The following is a 16,950-nucleotide window of genomic DNA, read 5'->3' as shown; positions in this document are numbered from 1 at the left end:
CCGAGGGCTGGAAACGATCACCGCCTTGCGCTAGACACCTTCCGCCTCGAACGGAAGGTGTCTTATGCAGCGTTTCCAGCGCATGCTTCTCGCCATCGTGTCGGCGCTCGTGATCACGTTGATCGGCGGCGTGTCGACATTCGTTTCCACCACGGCCTCGGCCCAGACCGCAGGAAAGACCATGACCACAGCTTCAGGCTTGCAGATCACCGATAGCGTCGTCGGCACCGGCGCTTCGCCGAAGCCCGGCCAGATTTGCGTGATGCACTACACCGGCTGGCTCTACGAGAACGGCCAAAAGGGCAAGAAATTCGACTCGTCCGTCGATCGCAACGAGCCGTTCGAATTTCCCATCGGCAAGGGCCGCGTCATCGCCGGTTGGGACGAAGGCGTTGCCACGATGAAGGTTGGCGGCAAGCGTACGCTGATAATCCCACCGCAGCTCGGCTACGGTGCGCGCGGCGCCGGCGGCGTGATCCCGCCGAACGCGACACTGATGTTCGACGTGGAATTGCTCGGCGTGAAATAACGCACCAACAAAAAGACCGTCCTCGCGGCCGGTCTTTTCGCTTTCAGTACAACGCAGTTTACTCGGTTGTGCGACGTGCCGCCGCAGCGGCGCGGTCGATCGCTTCCTTCGCGGCATCCTTGGCATCGCCCATGGCCTTCTGGCCCTTGCCCTTCACTTCCTGGACCGCGCCTTCGCCCTGCAGACGCTCGGAACCGGTGGCTTCACCAATGCCCTGCTTGGCCTTGCCGATGGCTTCGTTGGCGGTGCCCTTGATCTTGTCGCTCGTGCTACCCATGAAACTCTCCTTCCAGATTGCTCGCGAAGACAACGTCTGGCGGCTATGAGGGTTCCGAATTTGGTATGGCTTGATAGGCCGGCTTTGGTTAGTTTCGCGCGCACGGAACCAACAGAAAGCAAGAATCATGACCGGCCATGACCACAGCCATTCCCACCATGACCACGATCATCACGATGATCGCTGGAAACATGACGGCGTGCGCGTCATTCCCGGCAACCAGCTCGATACCAACGTGCCGTCGACCGCCGGCATGGACCGCGCTGCCGCGATCAATTTCGCGCGCGTCGGCGCGCAGAAATTGTGGGCGGGCACCGTCAGCATCAGGCCGGACGCGAAGACCGGCGCGCATCACCACGGCCATCTCGAAAGCGTCATCTATGTGGTGAAGGGCAAGGCGCGGATGCGCTGGGGCGAGAGCCTGCAATTCACCGCCGAGGCGGGCCCCGGTGATTTCATTTTCGTGCCGCCCTACGTGCCGCATCAGGAGATCAACGCCAGCGCCGACGAGGTGCTGGAATGCGTGCTGGTGCGCAGCGATGGCGAGGCGGTCGCGATCAATCTCGATATCGAGCCGGTCGAGAAGCCCGAAACCGTGCTGTGGATCGATCCCGTGCATCGGGATCCGAACGAGAAGAAATGAGGCTGACGACTGCGCGGGGGTTGGTGTGACCAAACTTCGCAAGGCCGTGCGCAAAAATATTCGGAAGCCGCCGTGTCGGATGGCGGCTCGGCCATCCGTCCTTGGGCAGAACCCCGCCCAAGGAGCTTCCGATGCCCAGGATGATCTTCCTCAATCTGCCCGTGACGGACATCAAGCGAGCGACCGCCTTTTATGAGGCAATCGGCGCAACCCGGAACCCGCAATTCAGCGGCGAGACCGCCAGCTGCATGGTCTTGTCCGAGACCATCTACGTGATGCTGACGACCCACGACACATTCCGTCAGTTCACGCCGAAGCCGATCGCGGATGCAAAGACCTCGAACCAGGCGCTGTTCTGCCTGTCCGCCGATAGCCGGAACGAGGTCGACGAGATCGTCGGCAAGGCCGCGGCTGCCGGCGCGGTCGCCGATCCCAGCCCGGTCGACGACTGCAGCTTCATGTATGGCCGCAGCTTCGAAGATCCGGATGGTCATATGTGGGGCGTGAACTGGCTGGACATGGCAGCCGTCCCCGCCGAGCCCGCCATGGCGCACGCCTGATCGAAGGCTGAAGAGGAGCATTCGCAATGTCCAAGCTCGTCCCCTGCATGTGGTTCAACGGCGATGCCATGGAAGCCGCCAAGTTCTACGTCTCGATCGTGCCGAATTCGGAGATCACGCACGTTCAACACAACGTTTCGGACGGCCCGTCGGGCAAGGAAGGTTCGGTGTTGGTCGTCGAATTCACGGTGGCCGGCCAGCCCCTGGTCGCGCTCAACGGCGGCATGACCAAGGAGTACACGCACGCGATCTCGCTGATGATCCATTGCGACGACCAGGCCCAGGTCGACAGCGTGTGGAATGCGTTCCTGGCCCATGGCGGCAGGGAAGAGCAGTGCGGCTGGCTCAGGGATCGCTGGGGCGTGGCCTGGCAGGTGGTGCCGAAGGTCATGTTCGAGTTCCTCGCGAGCCCGGACAAGGCTGCCGCCGCCCGCGCGATGCAGGCCATGATGAAGATGGTGAAGCTGGATGTGGAGGTGCTGCGCCGCGCGTTCGAGGGCAAGTCGGCTGCGTGAGGGCTTCGGCCTTGCTACATACGCACTGTCATCGCCCGGCTTGACCGGACGATCCGGTACTCCGTGACGACGGTAGTTGAACCGTAAGGCTGCGGCGTACTGGATGCTTCGGTCGAAGCCGGGGCATCGCGGCGGAATTCGCGGCTCCGCGCGAACCCCACGCTAATAATTGATCCTCAACCCCACGCCGCCGTGGATCGTGTTGCCCACCGGCTGCGGGCCCAGCGTGCCGTTGGCGAAGAGGTCCACGACCCAGCCCTTCTGCACGCGGAAGCCGAGGCGGCCGCCATATTCGAACCAGCCCTGGTTGCCCATCGTCGGCACCACCGTGCCGTCGCCGGTCACGGTGGCGACGATGCCGCTGTGGCTGGCGAACGATTGCACCCAGCCGCCATTGATGTTGGTCTCGATGTTGCCGGCGAAAAGATGGGTCCATTGGCCGCCGATCTTGACCAGGCTGGTGCGGTCGGTGCCATCAGCAATGCTGGCGTCGAACGGATTGAAGGCGACCGTGTCGTCGGCATAGCCCGAGACCCGCTGCCAGAGCTGCCACACCTCGATCGAGGCCGCGACCTCGTCGCGCGGCGACAATCGGCTCATCCAGCCGGCGCGGCCATAGACCGCGTAGTTCGCCGCATTGGTCGAGCTCGTCACGCTCACCGGGCCGAGGCTGGTGTCGTAGTTGCGGGTGTAGCGCGCCTTCTCCCACGGCGTCAGGATCGTGCCGACGTCGAAGAATGGACGCGACGAGCCCCAATCGGTGAAGTCATAGCGCAGCGCGAAGGCGCCGATCGGTGCGCTGGTGATGTGGTAGCCGCCCTCGCTGTATTGCGTGTAGGCGAGGCCAGCGAGCAGCGACAGATTGGACGTCAGCTCCTTGCGGCCATGAATGCCGGCCGAGAACGAGCCCGCCGAACCGAATGCGCTGACGCAGTCGCTGCAATTGACCTGCTCGTTGACGCCAAGCAGCACGGTGCCGAGTACCCGGTTGGTGATCATCTGGTTGAAGCGCTGGCCTGCGAGGCCGCCGGCCGAGCTGCCGCTGGAGTCGGCGCCCGTCGGGGTCGGGCTCGGCGATGGGTACGGGTTCGGCGACGGATAGGGCGTCGGCTCGCCGCATTCGGACTCGCAGAAGCTGGCCGCGCCCGCCGAGCGCGTATCGAGCGAGAACAAGGCAAGCACCGTGGTTGCGGCCAATGCGACCGCCAGAAGGAGCCGTTTGAAGCCGAGCTTTGCCATCGTCAACGCCCGCACAGCGTGTCGTCGTCACGGACGCCAGGTGTGATGGTCGGTGAGGCGTCGGCATATTGGTTCACGGCGCAAAGCCCCGAATTCGCAGCGCAGTTGGCGGCGAAAGTCCACGGCGGCGTGCTGGTCTTGGCGATGGTAACCTTGCCGCCGGTCGAGGTGATGACCGCAGTGTCGCCCGGTTGGGTGAGCTGGACGCACTGGAAACTCAGCGTGCAGACGCTGGCCGCGCCCTCCTGAAGCACGACGACCGAGCGGCCGCGCTGCGACAGGATGTCGAGCGTCGTGCCGCGAACGCCGATGGTCGCGAGCGGGGTCGTGATCTTGTAGGCCGCCTTCTCCGAATGGCCGGTAACGAAGCGGAAAGCGCCGGTGGTCATGCGGATCGCGACATCGCGGTAGCTGTGTTCGTCGTTGAAGACCGTGCGGTCGAGCTTCAGCGTCGCGCTCGGTCCGAGCGACAGATTGGTGCTGTCGGCCATCACGAAGCGCGCCGCGCTGTCGGCGCCGGTGCGCACGGTCTCGTCGCGCAGCATGCTGTCGCCGACATTGATTGGCGTCGCGGTCGCGGCGAGGCGAACCACCTCGTTCTGGACGAGGACGGCTTCGCCGACGCGCGTCTGGGCTTGCGCGCAAGGCGCAGCGCACAGTGCAACCGACAGCAGTGTGGGGAAAAGCAGAAAACGCAAAATCATTTCGTGACCGATCGAAGTCCCTGGCCGTACGGATCGTGCACGCCCGTGTTGTGGCAGAATTATCACAAGGGGCGTGAGACGAGCGCTAGCTTAGTGACACTTGCGGCAGAATGCGTTCAATGGATCGGCTGAGTTTTGTTTTATTCCGCGGTGACGCAGATTTGCCACGCAAAATAGTCTCACAGCAGTCGCGTGAAGCACACGCGGTTCCAATGGTGTCGCGAAGCGCAGTGATCGCTGTCGCGATCTTCCTAGCGGCACATTTCGCGCTGCTGATCGGGCTGGTGACACCGGAAAAGTTCGTCTTCGACGAGGTGCATTACGTACCGGCGGCGCGTCAGATGCTGGGCTCCACGGCGTCGCAGCCGATGCTCAATCCGATGCATCCGCCGCTGGCAAAGGAGCTGATCGCGGCATCCATCGCGGCCTTCGGCGACAATGCGTTGGGTTGGCGCTATCCGGCGACACTGTTCGGTGCGCTCGCGATCGTCGCGATCTATCTCTGCGGCCTCGCGCTGTTCGGCTCGCAAGGACCTGCGATCGCGGCAGCGCTGATCGCGGCGTTCAACCAGATGCTCTATGTACAGGCGCGCATCGCGATGCTCGACATCTTTGCGCTCGGCTTCGGTCTGCTCGCCATCGCCGCCTTCATGCACGGCTTCCGACGCGAGCGGCCGCAGGCGCTGTTCGCGCTCGCGGGCAGCCTGTTCGGCCTTGCCGCCGCCTGCAAATGGAGCGGCCTGTTTCCGCTCGGCGTCTGCATCGTCATCGTTGCGGTGACCCGCCTGATGCAAAGCTGGCACACGCTGTTTGCCGACGCGAGGCCAGATGACTGGTACCGGCCCGATCTCTGGCCGGGGTTCAAGGCCCATCATGCCGCGCTCTGCTTCGTGCTGCTGCCGGTCGTGGCTTATCTGCCCGCCTTCGTTCCGCTTTACGGGGTGTCGTTGCCTGATCTGATCGAGGCGCAGCGCCGGATCTTTGCCGACAACACCACAACCGCGATCGCCGGCCACACCTATATGAGTTCGTGGCCGTCCTGGCCGCTGCTGGCGCGGCCCGTCTGGTTTCTGTTCGACAAGACCACGGACGACAACGTCGCGGCGATCGTCTTTCTCGGCAATCCCCTGGTGCTGTGGCCGGCGCTGCTCGCGCTCTTGATGGTGCTCCGCGACTTCATCGTCGCGCGTCGCTGGGACGCGTTCCTGATCGCAGCGTTCTATTTCGGACCCTGGCTCGCCTGGGCGCTGCTGCCGCGCACGCTGGGGTTCAGCTATTATTATCTGCCGGCCGCAACGGCGGCTTCGCTCGCGCTGGTCTATGTGTTGCGACGAGAGGGCCTACCGCGCTGGCTGTTGTGGGCTTATGTCGGAATCGCCGCCATCGGCTTTGCGGTGATGCTGCCCATTTCAGCCGCCTTCATCGGCACGTCGATGCAGACCTTCAACCGGCTGATGCTGTTCCAGAGCTGGATCTGACGAGGTGAAACCGCCCGCCGCGAAAGCGGCAGGCGATTTGTCGATCGTCACGACTACTTCGATGCAGTCTTTGTGTCCATGTTGACGACCTGGACGCGGCGATTGATCGGGTCGGCGCCGTTGGCGGTGTCCTTCAGCTTGGTCTTGCCATAGCCGACGGTGACGAGATCGCTGCCGTTGAGGCCGTAGTTCTGGACCAGGTACTTTTTGATCGTGTCGGCGCGGCGCTCCGAGAGGCCCTGGTTGTACTCTTCCGTGCCGATCGCATCGGTGTGGCCGGCGACCACGAAGGTCGAGCCCTTGAGCGACGGGTCGGACAGCGCCTTGCCGAGTGCCTGCACCGACGCTACCGAAGTCTTGGCGATGTCGGCCGAGTTGTAGTCGAACTGGATCTCCAGGTCGATGTTCGGCTTGGTCGCGGCGAGCTCGGCGATCTGGTCACGTTCACCCATCGAGAGCGAACGGGTCTGCCGGTTGCGCACGGTGTTGAGGAACGTCGCTTCCTTGGCCTGCGCGGTCGGGTCGGCCTGGGGACCGGCGGAGAGACCACGGGTGATCGGCCTGGGCTTCAACGCATCCAGGATCTGGCTGGACGAGACGTTGGTGTCGCCGGCGAAAGCCAGGCCCGCCGTCATCGACAGCACGGCCGTGAGCGTGATCGCCTTTAGTCCAAAAGACTTAGTGAAATGGGTCATCGTCGTATCCTCGCTGTAACGCCTGATGGCGATTTGATGCTGCGAGCATAGGGAAGGTTCAAAGGCTCGGATGTGATATTCGTCACGTTGGAGGCGGGGGCTTCCGGGGTAGCCTGCCTCCCGCCCGGAACAGGACCTGCTGTGCTTCCGCCTTTGCGCTGACGGATCGTGGCGGGACGTTGCTGAAACGCGCGGACATCGTTCGTCGCAAAGCGGTCGCGGCATGGTCCGCTCGCGAACAAGCTTTCGGCCAGATGCGCGCCTAGCAAACACCCCCTCATCAGACATGACGGGCGAAGGGAGCCGAGTTCCGTTCAGTGCCGAGGCCAAGTGATCATCAGTTCTATCGTAATGGCCCGCCGGATCGGACCGTGTCTCTCAATGCCATGCCGATCTATATCGGCGCGGCGATGATTGCGGTGGCGATCCTGCTCTCGACGCTGATCGCGGGCTTGACCTCCCGCTATGTCGGTCTTGAAGCGCCGACTGAGGAGAATATGTGGCTGGTCGATCGCCTGACGGGCAACGTCTATCGCTGTCAGGCCGAGGGGCGGGGCAAGGCCTCCTGCGAGCCCGACATCGCTACCGGCAGCGTCGGCGACCGGCCCAAGCTGCCGAAGAGCGGCCACTGAAGCCGTTTTGCTTCGCGTTGCAGCAAGGAAATTGTTTTCCCCGCGAAACGTTCTCGCTTGAGGATACGTAATTGCGAATGCCGGCATGACGCCGGTTTCGTTTTACTTCAGGAGACTTTTCGATGAAGACCTTGCTCACTACCGCAGCCTTTGTCGCGTTCGCTCTTTCAGTTTCGCCCGCGTCCGCCGCGATGATGGCGTGCACCAGCGATAACATGATGAAATCGGCGGCCATGATGGGCGGCACGGCCGACACCCCCGCCAAGGTGGCCATGAACAAGGAAATGGCCATGGCCAACACGGACATGAGCATGGGCAAGATGAAGGGCGCCTGCATGCACTACATGAAGGCGCAAAAAGCCATGATGATGAAGTAGGCCCCGGCCTCACCATCCAACCGCGCTGTCAGCAGATGGCAGCGCGGCTCTTCTTCGCCCTGTTCTGTCGCTGGTTCTGCTTCTGCTTTGCCCGAATCCCGCTACATTGCCTCTCGCAATGTCCCGTGCACCAAAACCCCTTTCGCTTCCGACGACACTGGCCCGGCAGATCTGGCTGCGCGCCCAAAGGCTCGACACGCGTGAACCGTTCGGGAAGGGCGCACAGGCCGTCACCGAGGCGGTCGACCATCTCGGATACGTACAGATCGACACCATCAATGTGATCGAGCGCTGCCATCACCACATCCTGTTCAGCCGCATCCCGTCCTACCGTCGCGCCGATCTGCGTTATGCCCAGAGCGTCGACAAAAGCGTGTTCGAATACTGGACCCATGCGCTGTCCTACGTTCGTTCAGGTGATTTTCGCTTCTTCCTGCCGGCGATGCGCGAGCACAAGCGCGAAGGGCACAGGTGGTACGCCTCGGTGACGCCGGCCGATACGCGCAAGGTGATGCGGCTGCTGCGCGCCGGCCCGCTCACCATCCGCGACATCGAGGACGACGTGCTCACCGAGAAGGAGCATCTGTGGCAGAGCCGGAAACCCTCGAAGCGGGCGCTTCAGCTTGCCTTTTACACTGGCGTCGCCACCATCAGCGCGCGCCAGGGCATGCTCAAGACCTACGATCTGATGGTCAGGCATTTCGGCTGGGACAAGCTGCCGAAGCCGGCGTCGCCCAGGGAGATCACGGCCTATCTGCTCGACCGCGCTCTGCGCTCGCAAGGCGTCGTCAGCCTCGATTCGATCTGCCACCTCGATGCCCCCAGCAAGAAGGCGGTGGCGAGCCTGATCGCTCCGCGCGTCCGCCGCGGCGAACTCGTGCCCGTCGCGATCGAGGGCGCCGGCAAGCAGGAGCATTGGGCGCAGCCTGCCACGCTGGAGCCGCACGAGGTATCGCCCGATCTCGTCCACATCCTCTCGCCGTTCGATCCGCTGATCATCCAGCGCAAGCGCACCAATCTCATCTTCGGCTACAACCATCTGTTCGAAGCCTACGTGCCGAAGGCCAAGCGCAAGCTCGGCTATTTCGCGCTGCCCGTGCTGGTCGGCGACGAGATCGTGGCCGCGCTCGACCTCAAGACCGACCGGCAGGCCAAAAAGCTCTTGATGCAGAAATGGACCTGGCTCGGGCAGGGCAAGAAGACGGCAGGGCGCAAGGAGCTGAAGCAGAAGATCGAGGACGAACTCGATCGGTTCGAGCGGTTTCAGCTTGCAGAGTGAGTGTTCGCCACTGCGGCCAGCCGATCGATCCATGCGCCGAACGCAATCCCGACCGCATACGCCACCACATTCCACAGCGAGAAGATCCGCCCCAGCAGCAGCGCGCCCGCCGTCGTCAGCCGGAAAGCATCGAGCCACGGCGTATGCACCAGCCGCGAAAACTCGACCACGACAGCGATCGCCATCGCGATGGCCACAAGCTGGCCCCGCGTCAACCGCGGAAGCAGCGCCCCGACCAGCAGAAACACCATCGTCGCCCAGAGCAGCGAGCCGCCGTACTTCACTGCGAAGGCGGGAAGGCCGAGCGGAAAGCCGTACCAGCGCAGGGACAGCCCGCAGGCGATTGCGGCCAGCGCCAGCGCGGCGCGGATCATCGATCTCCGCCGCAGCGTATTGGTGTTGACCGGCTGCGCGCCGCGCATGGCTTCCATTGACTCTTTGCTCTTGATGCCCAAAACCGCCCTCAGCCCATAAAAGCAACAACCCTGGGGAAGATATGAGCCAGACCACGACCTATACCGGTTCCGCCGGTGCTAAAAGTGCCATCGAAACCTCGACCATCCGCGCCATTTCCTGGCGCCTGATCCCCTTCCTGGTGCTGGCCTACTTCTTCTCCTATCTCGACCGCGTCAATCTCGGCTTCGCCGCGCTGACCATGAACGCCGAGTTGAAGTTCACGCCGCTGATCTTCTCCTGGGGCGCCGGCATCTTCTTCATCGGCTATTTCATCTTCGAGGTGCCGAGCAATCTGGCGCTGGAGAAGTTCGGCGCGAGCCGCTGGATCGCCCGCATCATGGTGACCTGGGGCATCATCTCGGCTCTCATGGCGCTTACCAACGGCGTGAACAGTTTCTACGTGCTGCGCTTTCTGCTCGGCGTCGCCGAAGCCGGCTTCTTCCCAGGCATCATCCTCTATCTTACATATTGGTATCCGGCCGAATATCGCGCCCGCTTCCTTGCGGCCTTTGCGATTGCCGTGCCGGTTTCGACCGTGATCGGCGCGCCCATCTCCGGCCTGTTGCTCGGGCTCGACGGCGCGATGGGATTGAAGGGCTGGCAGTGGCTGTTTGTTCTCGAGGGCATTCCCTCGGTGCTGCTTGGCGTCGTCACCTGGTTCTACCTCACCGACAGGCCGGAGAAGGCGGACTGGCTCTCGGCCGAGCAGAAGGCCTGGCTCAAGGCCAAGCTCGACGCCGAGATCGCGGCCAAGCAGGCCGTGAAGCATCTGACGCTCGGCGAGGCGCTGTCCTCGCCCAAGGTGATCATGTTGAGCCTGATCTACTTCGGCTTCGTGGGCGCGCTTTATGGCATGCAGTTCTGGCTGCCGCAGATCGTTAAGGCGTTCGGCCTCACCAACGCCCAGACCGGATTCGTCACTGCGATCCCCTATGTGTTTGGTACGATCGCCATGATCCTGTGGGCACGGCATTCGGACGCCACGCGCGAGCGCGTGATGCATGTCGGCGCGCCCATGATCCTGATCGCGGTCGCGCTCGCCGTCTCTAGCTACATCACCGATCCCACCATGACGATGGTGGCGCTGACCTTCGCCGCGATTGGCGTGTTCTGCGTCTTCGGCGTTTTCTGGACCTTGCCGACCTCTTGGCTCTCCGGCACGGCAGCGGCCGGCGCCATCGCGCTGATCAACTCGATCGGCAACCTCGCCGGCTTCGGCGGCCCTTACCTGATCGGCTGGGTCAAGGAAGCGACGGGGCAGACCTCGACGGGCCTTCTGGTGCTCGCGGTGCTGCCGCTGCTCGCCGGCATCCTGGTGTTCATCGGCGGCCACGAGACCAAGCACGAGTTTGTCGAGCAGGGGCGGTGAGGACGACAGCCGTCCTTTCGTAGCCTGGACGGAGCGAGGCGAAATCCAGGACTCGCTCTATTGTAGGATGGGCCCCCGGACATCGCGCTCGATCCGGGTGCCGCTCCCCACCCTACAATCGCACCTTCTTCGAAAGGCTGGCCAATCCTTACCAGCCCTTAACGATCACGCATTCCTGATAACTGACGATTATTGACTTTTATCAGTGATTAGTCGACATTCCTCTCATTGCAGACGCAGGAGTGTCCTCCGATGTTCGTTCGGTCCGTTTTGTCCAGCTATTCCAGGCTCTTGGCGGGTGTGTCGCTGGCCCTGATGGCCACGGCCCTGGCCGGATGCAACGAAACCGTGGCGCAGAAGGCCGAGCCGCCGCGGCCGGTGCTGGTCGCGTCAGCCCATTATGATGCCGAGACCCCGGAGCGCAGCTTCGTCGGCAGCATCAAGCCCCGCATCGAGAGCGACCTCGGCTTCCGCGTCGCCGGCAAGGTCGACAAGCGTCTCGTGGAGGTCGGCCAGACCGTCGAAGTCGGCCAGGCGCTCGCCACCCTCGACGAGGTCGACCTGAAGCTTCAGGCCGAGCAGGCCGTCGCCGAGCAGACCGCCGCCACCGGCGTGCTGGCCCAGGCCGCCGCCGCCGAGCAGCGCGCCAAGGAACTGAAGGCCAAGGGTTGGACCACGGATGCCGCGATGGATTCGAGCCGCGCCGCCGCCGACGAGGCCCGCGCGCGCCTCGATCGTGCCGTCCGCTCGGTCGAACTGACCAAGAACTCCCTTTCCTACGCGACGCTCGTTGCCGACGCCCGTGGCGTCGTCACCGCAACGCTGATCGAGCCCGGCCAGGTGGTCGCCGCAGGCCAGGCTTCGATCCGTGTCGCCCGCTTTGCTGAAAAGGAAGCGGTCGTCGCGATCCCTGAGACGCTGGTTGGACGCGCCAAGTCGGGCGTTGCCAGCGTCACTCTTTGGTCGGAGCCGGACAAGAAGTACGTCGCGAAGCTGCGCGAGATCGCACCGGCCGCCGATCCCGCCACGCGCACCTATCTCGCAAAGTTCTCGCTGCCCGAGGCCGACGACAAGGTCGCGCTCGGTATGACCGCGACGCTGACCCTGTCGGACGCCGCCACCGAGCGCGTCGCGCGGCTGCCGCTGTCGGCGCTGTTCAACGAGGGCGGCAAGCCGTCCTTCTATGTCGTCGACGACAATGGCGCGGTCACGCTGAAGCCTGTCGTCGTGAAGTCCTACGACAGCAACGACGTCGTCATCACGAGCGGTGTCGACGAGGGCGCCAAGATCGTCGCCCTCGGCGTGCAGAAGCTCGATCCCGGCCAGAAGGTGCGGGTCGTGTCGTCGCTGTCCTTCTAAGTTTTGAGTTTTCCACGAGTTACGTCGTGTGAGGTGAGTTTCGGCCTTTGCCCCTACGCGAAGGCTGAAGCGGCGAAGCGATCCAGAACCTGCCCAGCCCCCTGGATTGCTTCGCTGCCTCGCGACGACGGTTTGAACAGAGCGGCTGTCGTTTTGGCAATTGGATCGATTTTCCGGAGAGTGCGATGAAGCGCTTCAACCTTTCGGCCTGGGCCGTCAGCCATCCGACGCTGGTCCTGTTCCTGATGCTCATGCTCGGCGTCGCCGGCTTCTTCTCCTATCAGAAGCTCGGCCGCGCCGAAGATCCGTTCTTCACCGTGAAAGTGGTGAACGTCTCCGTGCTGTGGCCCGGCGCAACCGCACAGGAGATGCAGGCGCAGGTCGCCGATCCCATCGAGAAGAAGATCCAGGAGCTGCCCTATTTCGAGAAGGTGCAGACCTATTCCAAGCCCGGCTTCACCGCGCTCCAGGTCACCTTTCGCGATTCCACGCCGCCGAAGGACGTGCCCTATCTCTTCTATCTCTTGCGCAAGAAGCTGGTCGACGTGCAGGGCCAGCTGCCCTCGGGTATTCTGGGCCCCGTCGTCAACGATGAATTCTCCGACGTCGATTCCATCCTCTACATGATGACCGGCGACGGCGCCGATTACGCCCAGCTCAAGAAGGTCGCCGAAGGTCTTCGCCAGCGCCTCCTGAAGGTGCCAGGTGTCACCAAGGTCGACATGTACGGCAACCAGGACGAGCGCATCTTCGTCGAGTTCAGCCACGCCAAGCTCGCCACGCTCGGCATCACGCCGCAGGCGTTGTTCGATTCGCTCGCCAAGCAGAACAACGTGACACCGGCCGGGACGGTCGAGACTTCGGCGCAGCGCGTGCCGTTGCGCGTCACCGGCGCGCTCGACGGCGCCAAGGCCGTGGCCGAGACGCCGGTCGAAAGCAACGGTCGCGTGTTCCGCCTCGGCGACATCGCCACCGTCACTCACGGCTACGTCGATCCGCCGAGCTTCGTCGTCCGCCAGGAAGGCAAGGCTGCGATCGGCATCGGCGTCGTCACCGCCAAGGGCGCCAACATCCTCGAGCTCGGCAAAGACGTCGAGAAGGCGACTGCGGAGTTCATGAAGGCGGTGCCCCAAGGTATCGATGTTTCGATGATTGCCGATCAGCCCAAGGTGGTCGAGCACGCCGTCGGCGAGTTCGTGCACTCCTTCATGGAAGCGCTCGTCATCGTGCTGTTCGTCTCGTTCCTGGCGCTGGGCTGGCGCACCGGTATCGTGGTCGCGCTCTCCGTGCCGCTTGTGCTCGGCATCGTCTTCATCGTGATGAACACGATGTCGCTCGACCTGCATCGCATCACGCTCGGCGCCCTGATCATCGCGCTCGGACTGCTCGTGGATGATGCCATCATCGCGGTCGAGATGATGGTTGTGAAGATGGAGCAGGGTTGGGACCGCATGCGCGCGGCCTCCTTCGCCTGGGAATCGACGGCGTTTCCGATGCTCACGGGAACGCTGGTCACGGCCGCTGGCTTCCTCCCCATCGGCTTTGCCAATTCGGCGGTCGGCGAATATGCCGGCAGCATCTTCTGGATCGTGGCGATCGCGCTGGTCGCTTCCTGGTTCGTGGCGGTGATCTTCACGCCCTATATCGGCGTGAAGCTGCTGCCGGAGATCAAAGTCCACCACAACCACGATCCGCATGCGGTCTACGAGACCCGCATGTACCGCGGCCTGCGCGCCATCGTGCAATGGTGCGTCAATCACCGCATCACCGTCGTCGTCGCGACCGTCGGCGTCTTCATCGCCTCCATCGTCGGCTTCGGCCATGTCCAACAGCAGTTCTTCCCGCTGTCGGAGCGGCCCGAGCTGTTCCTGCAGCTGCGCCTGCCCGAGGGCACCGCCTTCAACGTGACCGAGAAGGCCGTGGAGAAGGCCGAAACGTTGCTGAAGGACGACAAGGACATCGAGACCTATACGTCCTATGTCGGCCAGGGCTCGCCGCGCTTCTGGCTCGGCCTCAACCCGCAGCTTCCGAACGAGGCGTTCGCCGAGATCGTCATCGTCGCCAAGGGCGTCGAGGCGCGCGAGCGGGTCAAGGCCAAGATCGAGGGCGCCGTTGCCGACGGAATGCTGACTGAGGCGCGCGTCCGCGTCGACCGTTTCAATTTCGGTCCGCCGGTCGGCTTCCCCGTCCAGTTCCGCGTGATCGGCCCGGACGCCAACAAGGTGCGCGAGATCGCCTACCAGGTTCGCGACGTCATGCGGCAGAACAAGAACGTCAAGGACGTCCAGCTCGACTGGAATGAGCAGTCGCCTTACCTCAAGCTCGTCGTCGATCAGGATCGCGCTCGCGCCATGGGGCTGACCCCGCAGGACGTGTCGCAGGCGCTGTCGATGCTGATCTCCGGCGCGCAGGTGACGACGGTGCGCGACGGCATCGAGAAGGTCGCCGTGGTCGCCCGCGCGATCCCGTCCGAACGTCTCGACCTCGGCGGCGTCGGCGATCTCACCATCACCTCGAAGAACGGCGTCGCGGTGCCGCTCCAGCAGATCGCCAGGATCGAATATTCGCACGAAGAGCCGATCATGTGGCGGCGCAACCGCGACATGGCGATCACCGTGCGCTCCGACGTGGTCGATGGCGTGCAGGCGCCCGACGTGACCAATCAGATCACGCCGAAGCTCCAGCAGATCAAGGACTACCTCGAGCCGGCCTACCGCATCGAGCCGGGTGGCGCGTTCGAAGAATCGGCCAAGGGCAATGCCTCGATCTTCGTCCTCTTCCCGGTGATGGTCATGGTGATGCTGACGCTGCTGATGATCCAGCTGCAGAGCTTCTCGCGCCTGTTCCTGGTGTTCCTGACCGCACCGCTCGGCATCGTCGGTGCCTCCTTTGGTCTCAACGTCGCCAACGCCCCATTCGGCTTCGTGGCGCTGCTGGGTCTGATCGCACTCGCCGGCATGATCATGCGCAACACGGTCATCCTGGTGGACCAGATCGAGACCGACGTATCTCACGGCTTGACCCGCCGGGAGGCGATCGTGGAGGCTACCGTCCGCCGCGCCCGTCCGGTGGTGCTGACGGCGCTCGCCGCCATCCTAGCCATGATCCCGCTGTCGCGCTCGGCCTTCTGGGGCCCGATGGCGATCACCATCATGGGCGGCCTGTTCGTCGCGACCTTCCTCACACTCCTTTACCTGCCGGGCCTCTATGCGCTTTGGTTCAGGAAGAGCCTCGACGAAGCTGGTACGCCGGAACAGCCTGCCGCGCCGCAGCATGGGAGCGATGACCAGCACGCAATTCCGCTTGCTGAAGCGGCTGAATAAATGAGAAGACTAACGACGGACGAGTCCTGACACATGACACTGGTTGCGGAACATATCGAAGGCGACACCCGGGATCGTATTCTCGAGGTGGCCGAGCGGCTGTTCCGCCAGATCGGCTACCAGAAGACCACGGTCGGGGACATTGCCAAAGAGCTCCGGATGAGCCCCGCCAACGTCTATCGCTTCTTCGAATCGAAGAAGGCGATCCATCAGGCGGTGGCGCGTTCGCTGATGGGCGAGGTCGAGCTCGAGGCGCAGCGGATCGTGGCGCGGCCCGGTCCCGTGCTCGAGCGCTTTCGCGAGTTGCTCACCACCATCCATCGCATGAACACCGAGCGTTATGTCGGGGACAACAAGCTGCATGAGATGGTTGAGATCGCGATGCAGGAGGATTGGGACGTCTGTGTCAACCACATGGAGTGCATCGCCGGATTTGTCGGACAGATGATCGCGCAAGGTGCTGTTTCCGGCGAGTTCGAGGCGCCGGACCTGCAACTGGCCTCGCTCTGCGCCTGTACCGCCATGATGCGCTTCTTCCACCCCCAGATGATCGCCCAGTGCGCCACCAAGCCGGGCCCGACCATCGACCAGATGATCGATTTCGTCATCGCCGGTCTGTCGCCGCGCCACTGACGGGGCGGGGCGTTTGCCCTATAAGCTGCTTCGCATGGCCCGGACTGGCGGGATAGCGGAGAAGCAGCGCGTGACCGAGAAAGATCTGTACTTCTACGAGCCCGCCAAGGGCCACGGCCTCAAGCACGATCCCTTCAACGCCATCATCGCGCCGCGGCCGATCGGCTGGATCTCCTCGCGTGACACCAAGGGCCACGTCAACCTCGCGCCCTACAGCTTCTTCAACGCGTTCTGCTACGTCCCGCCGATCATCGGCTTCTCCTCCACCAACTGGAAGGACACGGTCTCGAACATCAAGCAGACCGGCGAGTTCGTGTGGAATCTGGCCACCATGGACCTCGCCAAGCAAATGAACGCGACCGCCGCGCATGTCGCCCCTGAAGTCGACGAGTTCGAGATCGCAGGCCTCACCGCAGTCCCCGGCAAGCTCGTCAACGTGCCGCGCGTCGGCGAGAGCCCCGTCGCCTTCGAGTGCAGGGTGTCGGATATCGTCCGCCTCAAGGGCGCCAATGGCAAGGAGGCCGATGCCTGGCTGACGCTGGGCGAGGTCGTCGCCGTCCACATCGACAAGGCCATGATCAAGGACGGCGTCTACCAGACCGCCGCCGCCCGCCCGATCGTGCGCGCCGGCCGCCGCGGCGATTATTTCGAGATCAAGCCGGAAAACATGTTCGAGATGGTCCGGCCAGATTAGGACCGGCCCTCTCTCCACTCCGTCATTCCGGGGCGCGCCGACAGGCGCGAGCCCGGAGTCCATACTCACGATCGTGGCTATGGATCCCGGGCTCGACGCTGCGCGTCGCCCCGGAATGACGGTGTAGGGGCATCTCACTGCCCCCTCCCGGAACTGCACCCACGCCCGGCCGTTATCGCCTCCGGGGG

General features: G+C 63.6%; 18 protein-coding genes. 13 read left to right on the top strand and 5 right to left on the bottom strand.

Going from position 1 to position 16,950, the window contains the following annotated elements:
* Positions 1-64 precede the first annotated feature (64 nt).
* Positions 65-529 carry an FKBP-type peptidyl-prolyl cis-trans isomerase gene (locus QY049_RS33715; protein ID WP_194477429.1) on the top strand — a complete coding sequence of 155 codons (465 nt, stop codon included), beginning with the start codon at positions 65-67 and terminating at the stop codon, positions 527-529.
* Between the two features lie 58 nt (positions 530-587).
* Here the strand turns inward: QY049_RS33715 and QY049_RS33710 are convergent, their stop codons facing one another.
* Positions 588-806: a CsbD family protein gene (locus QY049_RS33710; protein WP_258762919.1), complete on the bottom strand. Its 219-nt coding sequence runs from the start codon at positions 804-806 to the stop codon at positions 588-590.
* A 127-nt stretch (positions 807-933) separates the two neighbouring features.
* Here QY049_RS33710 and QY049_RS33705 point away from each other — a divergent pair, with 127 nt between their 5' ends.
* The 3 genes from QY049_RS33705 to QY049_RS33695 all read left to right on the top strand — a co-directional run bounded on the left by QY049_RS33705 (position 934) and on the right by QY049_RS33695 (position 2,524).
* Positions 934-1,449, top strand: a complete 516-nt coding sequence (locus tag QY049_RS33705; RefSeq protein WP_194477427.1) for a cupin domain-containing protein — start codon at positions 934-936, stop codon at positions 1,447-1,449.
* 131 nt (positions 1,450-1,580) lie between these two features.
* A complete protein-coding gene (locus tag QY049_RS33700) occupies positions 1,581-2,009 on the top strand; it encodes a VOC family protein (RefSeq protein WP_194477426.1) in 429 nt (142 codons plus the stop codon).
* 26 nt (positions 2,010-2,035) lie between these two features.
* Positions 2,036-2,524, top strand: a complete 489-nt coding sequence (locus QY049_RS33695; protein WP_258762918.1) for a VOC family protein — start codon at positions 2,036-2,038, stop codon at positions 2,522-2,524.
* Positions 2,525-2,686: 162 nt separating this feature from the next.
* Here the strand turns inward: QY049_RS33695 and QY049_RS33690 are convergent, their stop codons facing one another.
* Both QY049_RS33690 and QY049_RS33685 read right to left on the bottom strand, forming a co-directional pair.
* Positions 2,687-3,763, bottom strand: a complete 1,077-nt coding sequence (locus QY049_RS33690; RefSeq protein ID WP_258762917.1) for a hypothetical protein — start codon at positions 3,761-3,763, stop codon at positions 2,687-2,689.
* 2 nt (positions 3,764-3,765) lie between these two features.
* Positions 3,766-4,467 (bottom strand): FecR family protein, encoded by a 702-nt coding sequence (locus QY049_RS33685; protein WP_301270416.1) that lies wholly within the window; start codon positions 4,465-4,467, stop codon positions 3,766-3,768.
* Between the two features lie 212 nt (positions 4,468-4,679).
* On the opposite strand from QY049_RS33685, the gene QY049_RS33680 reads away from it, so the two are divergent.
* Positions 4,680-5,945, top strand: a complete 1,266-nt coding sequence (locus tag QY049_RS33680) for a phospholipid carrier-dependent glycosyltransferase (RefSeq protein ID WP_301270415.1) — start codon at positions 4,680-4,682, stop codon at positions 5,943-5,945.
* A gap of 53 nt (positions 5,946-5,998) precedes the next feature.
* Here QY049_RS33680 and QY049_RS33675 read toward each other — a convergent pair whose 3' ends face one another.
* Entirely contained in the window at positions 5,999-6,640 is a 642-nt protein-coding gene (locus QY049_RS33675; RefSeq protein ID WP_258762914.1) for an OmpA family protein, read from the bottom strand.
* A 386-nt stretch (positions 6,641-7,026) separates the two neighbouring features.
* Between QY049_RS33675 and QY049_RS33670 the strand changes: the two genes are divergently transcribed.
* The 3 genes from QY049_RS33670 (at position 7,027) to QY049_RS33660 (ending at position 8,928) form a co-directional block, all read left to right on the top strand.
* Complete coding sequence (locus tag QY049_RS33670; RefSeq protein ID WP_194482829.1) at positions 7,027-7,272, top strand: hypothetical protein; 246 nt, start codon at positions 7,027-7,029, stop codon at positions 7,270-7,272.
* Positions 7,273-7,394: 122 nt separating this feature from the next.
* Complete coding sequence (locus tag QY049_RS33665) at positions 7,395-7,649, top strand: hypothetical protein (protein WP_194477420.1); 255 nt, start codon at positions 7,395-7,397, stop codon at positions 7,647-7,649.
* Positions 7,650-7,767: 118 nt separating this feature from the next.
* Positions 7,768-8,928 carry a winged helix-turn-helix domain-containing protein gene (locus QY049_RS33660; RefSeq protein ID WP_258762913.1) on the top strand — a complete coding sequence of 387 codons (1,161 nt, stop codon included), beginning with the start codon at positions 7,768-7,770 and terminating at the stop codon, positions 8,926-8,928.
* On the opposite strand, the gene QY049_RS33655 is transcribed toward QY049_RS33660, so the two are convergent.
* Positions 8,913-9,350: a DUF2809 domain-containing protein gene (locus QY049_RS33655; RefSeq protein ID WP_258767028.1), complete on the bottom strand. Its 438-nt coding sequence runs from the start codon at positions 9,348-9,350 to the stop codon at positions 8,913-8,915. The two genes, QY049_RS33660 and QY049_RS33655, sit on opposite strands and share 16 nt — an antisense overlap.
* Before the next feature lie 74 nt (positions 9,351-9,424).
* Here QY049_RS33655 and QY049_RS33650 point away from each other — a divergent pair, with 74 nt between their 5' ends.
* The 5 genes from QY049_RS33650 (at position 9,425) to QY049_RS33630 (ending at position 16,762) form a co-directional block, all read left to right on the top strand.
* The gene (locus tag QY049_RS33650) at positions 9,425-10,753 is read left to right on the top strand and encodes an MFS transporter (protein WP_258762912.1); all 1,329 of its coding nucleotides are present in this window, start codon (positions 9,425-9,427) and stop codon (positions 10,751-10,753) included.
* 252 nt (positions 10,754-11,005) lie between these two features.
* On the top strand, positions 11,006-12,112 hold the full coding sequence (locus QY049_RS33645) for an efflux RND transporter periplasmic adaptor subunit (RefSeq protein ID WP_194477417.1): 1,107 nt from the start codon (positions 11,006-11,008) through the stop codon (positions 12,110-12,112).
* A 185-nt stretch (positions 12,113-12,297) separates the two neighbouring features.
* Positions 12,298-15,435 carry an efflux RND transporter permease subunit gene (locus QY049_RS33640; RefSeq protein ID WP_258762911.1) on the top strand — a complete coding sequence of 1,046 codons (3,138 nt, stop codon included), beginning with the start codon at positions 12,298-12,300 and terminating at the stop codon, positions 15,433-15,435.
* Positions 15,436-15,468: 33 nt separating this feature from the next.
* Entirely contained in the window at positions 15,469-16,068 is a 600-nt protein-coding gene (locus QY049_RS33635; RefSeq protein WP_258762910.1) for a TetR/AcrR family transcriptional regulator, read from the top strand.
* A gap of 70 nt (positions 16,069-16,138) precedes the next feature.
* Positions 16,139-16,762, top strand: a complete 624-nt coding sequence (locus tag QY049_RS33630) for a flavin reductase family protein (RefSeq protein WP_194477414.1) — start codon at positions 16,139-16,141, stop codon at positions 16,760-16,762.
* The last annotated feature ends 188 nt before the right edge of the window (positions 16,763-16,950 follow it).

The organism is Bradyrhizobium sp. WYCCWR 13022 (assembly GCF_030435535.1).
GTDB lineage: Bacteria > Pseudomonadota > Alphaproteobacteria > Rhizobiales > Xanthobacteraceae > Bradyrhizobium.
Note: the sequence above shows the minus strand (reverse complement) of the source record. Positions and strands in the feature narration are given on the sequence as shown.

Bases quoted from the DNA above. Each gene is read 5' to 3' on its own strand.
- QY049_RS33715 (WP_194477429.1), top strand. From the start codon at position 65: ATGCAGCGTTTCCAGCGCATGCTTCTCGCCATCGTGTCGGCGCTCGTG.
- QY049_RS33710 (WP_258762919.1), bottom strand. From the start codon at position 806: ATGGGTAGCACGAGCGACAAGATCAAGGGCACCGCCAACGAAGCCATC.
- QY049_RS33705 (WP_194477427.1), top strand. From the start codon at position 934: ATGACCGGCCATGACCACAGCCATTCCCACCATGACCACGATCATCAC.
- QY049_RS33700 (WP_194477426.1), top strand. From the start codon at position 1,581: ATGCCCAGGATGATCTTCCTCAATCTGCCCGTGACGGACATCAAGCGA.
- QY049_RS33695 (WP_258762918.1), top strand. From the start codon at position 2,036: ATGTCCAAGCTCGTCCCCTGCATGTGGTTCAACGGCGATGCCATGGAA.
- QY049_RS33690 (WP_258762917.1), bottom strand. From the start codon at position 3,763: ATGGCAAAGCTCGGCTTCAAACGGCTCCTTCTGGCGGTCGCATTGGCC.
- QY049_RS33685 (WP_301270416.1), bottom strand. From the start codon at position 4,467: ATGATTTTGCGTTTTCTGCTTTTCCCCACACTGCTGTCGGTTGCACTG.
- QY049_RS33680 (WP_301270415.1), top strand. From the start codon at position 4,680: ATGGTGTCGCGAAGCGCAGTGATCGCTGTCGCGATCTTCCTAGCGGCA.
- QY049_RS33675 (WP_258762914.1), bottom strand. From the start codon at position 6,640: ATGACCCATTTCACTAAGTCTTTTGGACTAAAGGCGATCACGCTCACG.
- QY049_RS33670 (WP_194482829.1), top strand. From the start codon at position 7,027: ATGCCGATCTATATCGGCGCGGCGATGATTGCGGTGGCGATCCTGCTC.
- QY049_RS33665 (WP_194477420.1), top strand. From the start codon at position 7,395: ATGAAGACCTTGCTCACTACCGCAGCCTTTGTCGCGTTCGCTCTTTCA.
- QY049_RS33660 (WP_258762913.1), top strand. From the start codon at position 7,768: ATGTCCCGTGCACCAAAACCCCTTTCGCTTCCGACGACACTGGCCCGG.
- QY049_RS33655 (WP_258767028.1), bottom strand. From the start codon at position 9,350: ATGCGCGGCGCGCAGCCGGTCAACACCAATACGCTGCGGCGGAGATCG.
- QY049_RS33650 (WP_258762912.1), top strand. From the start codon at position 9,425: ATGAGCCAGACCACGACCTATACCGGTTCCGCCGGTGCTAAAAGTGCC.
- QY049_RS33645 (WP_194477417.1), top strand. From the start codon at position 11,006: ATGTTCGTTCGGTCCGTTTTGTCCAGCTATTCCAGGCTCTTGGCGGGT.
- QY049_RS33640 (WP_258762911.1), top strand. From the start codon at position 12,298: ATGAAGCGCTTCAACCTTTCGGCCTGGGCCGTCAGCCATCCGACGCTG.
- QY049_RS33635 (WP_258762910.1), top strand. From the start codon at position 15,469: ATGACACTGGTTGCGGAACATATCGAAGGCGACACCCGGGATCGTATT.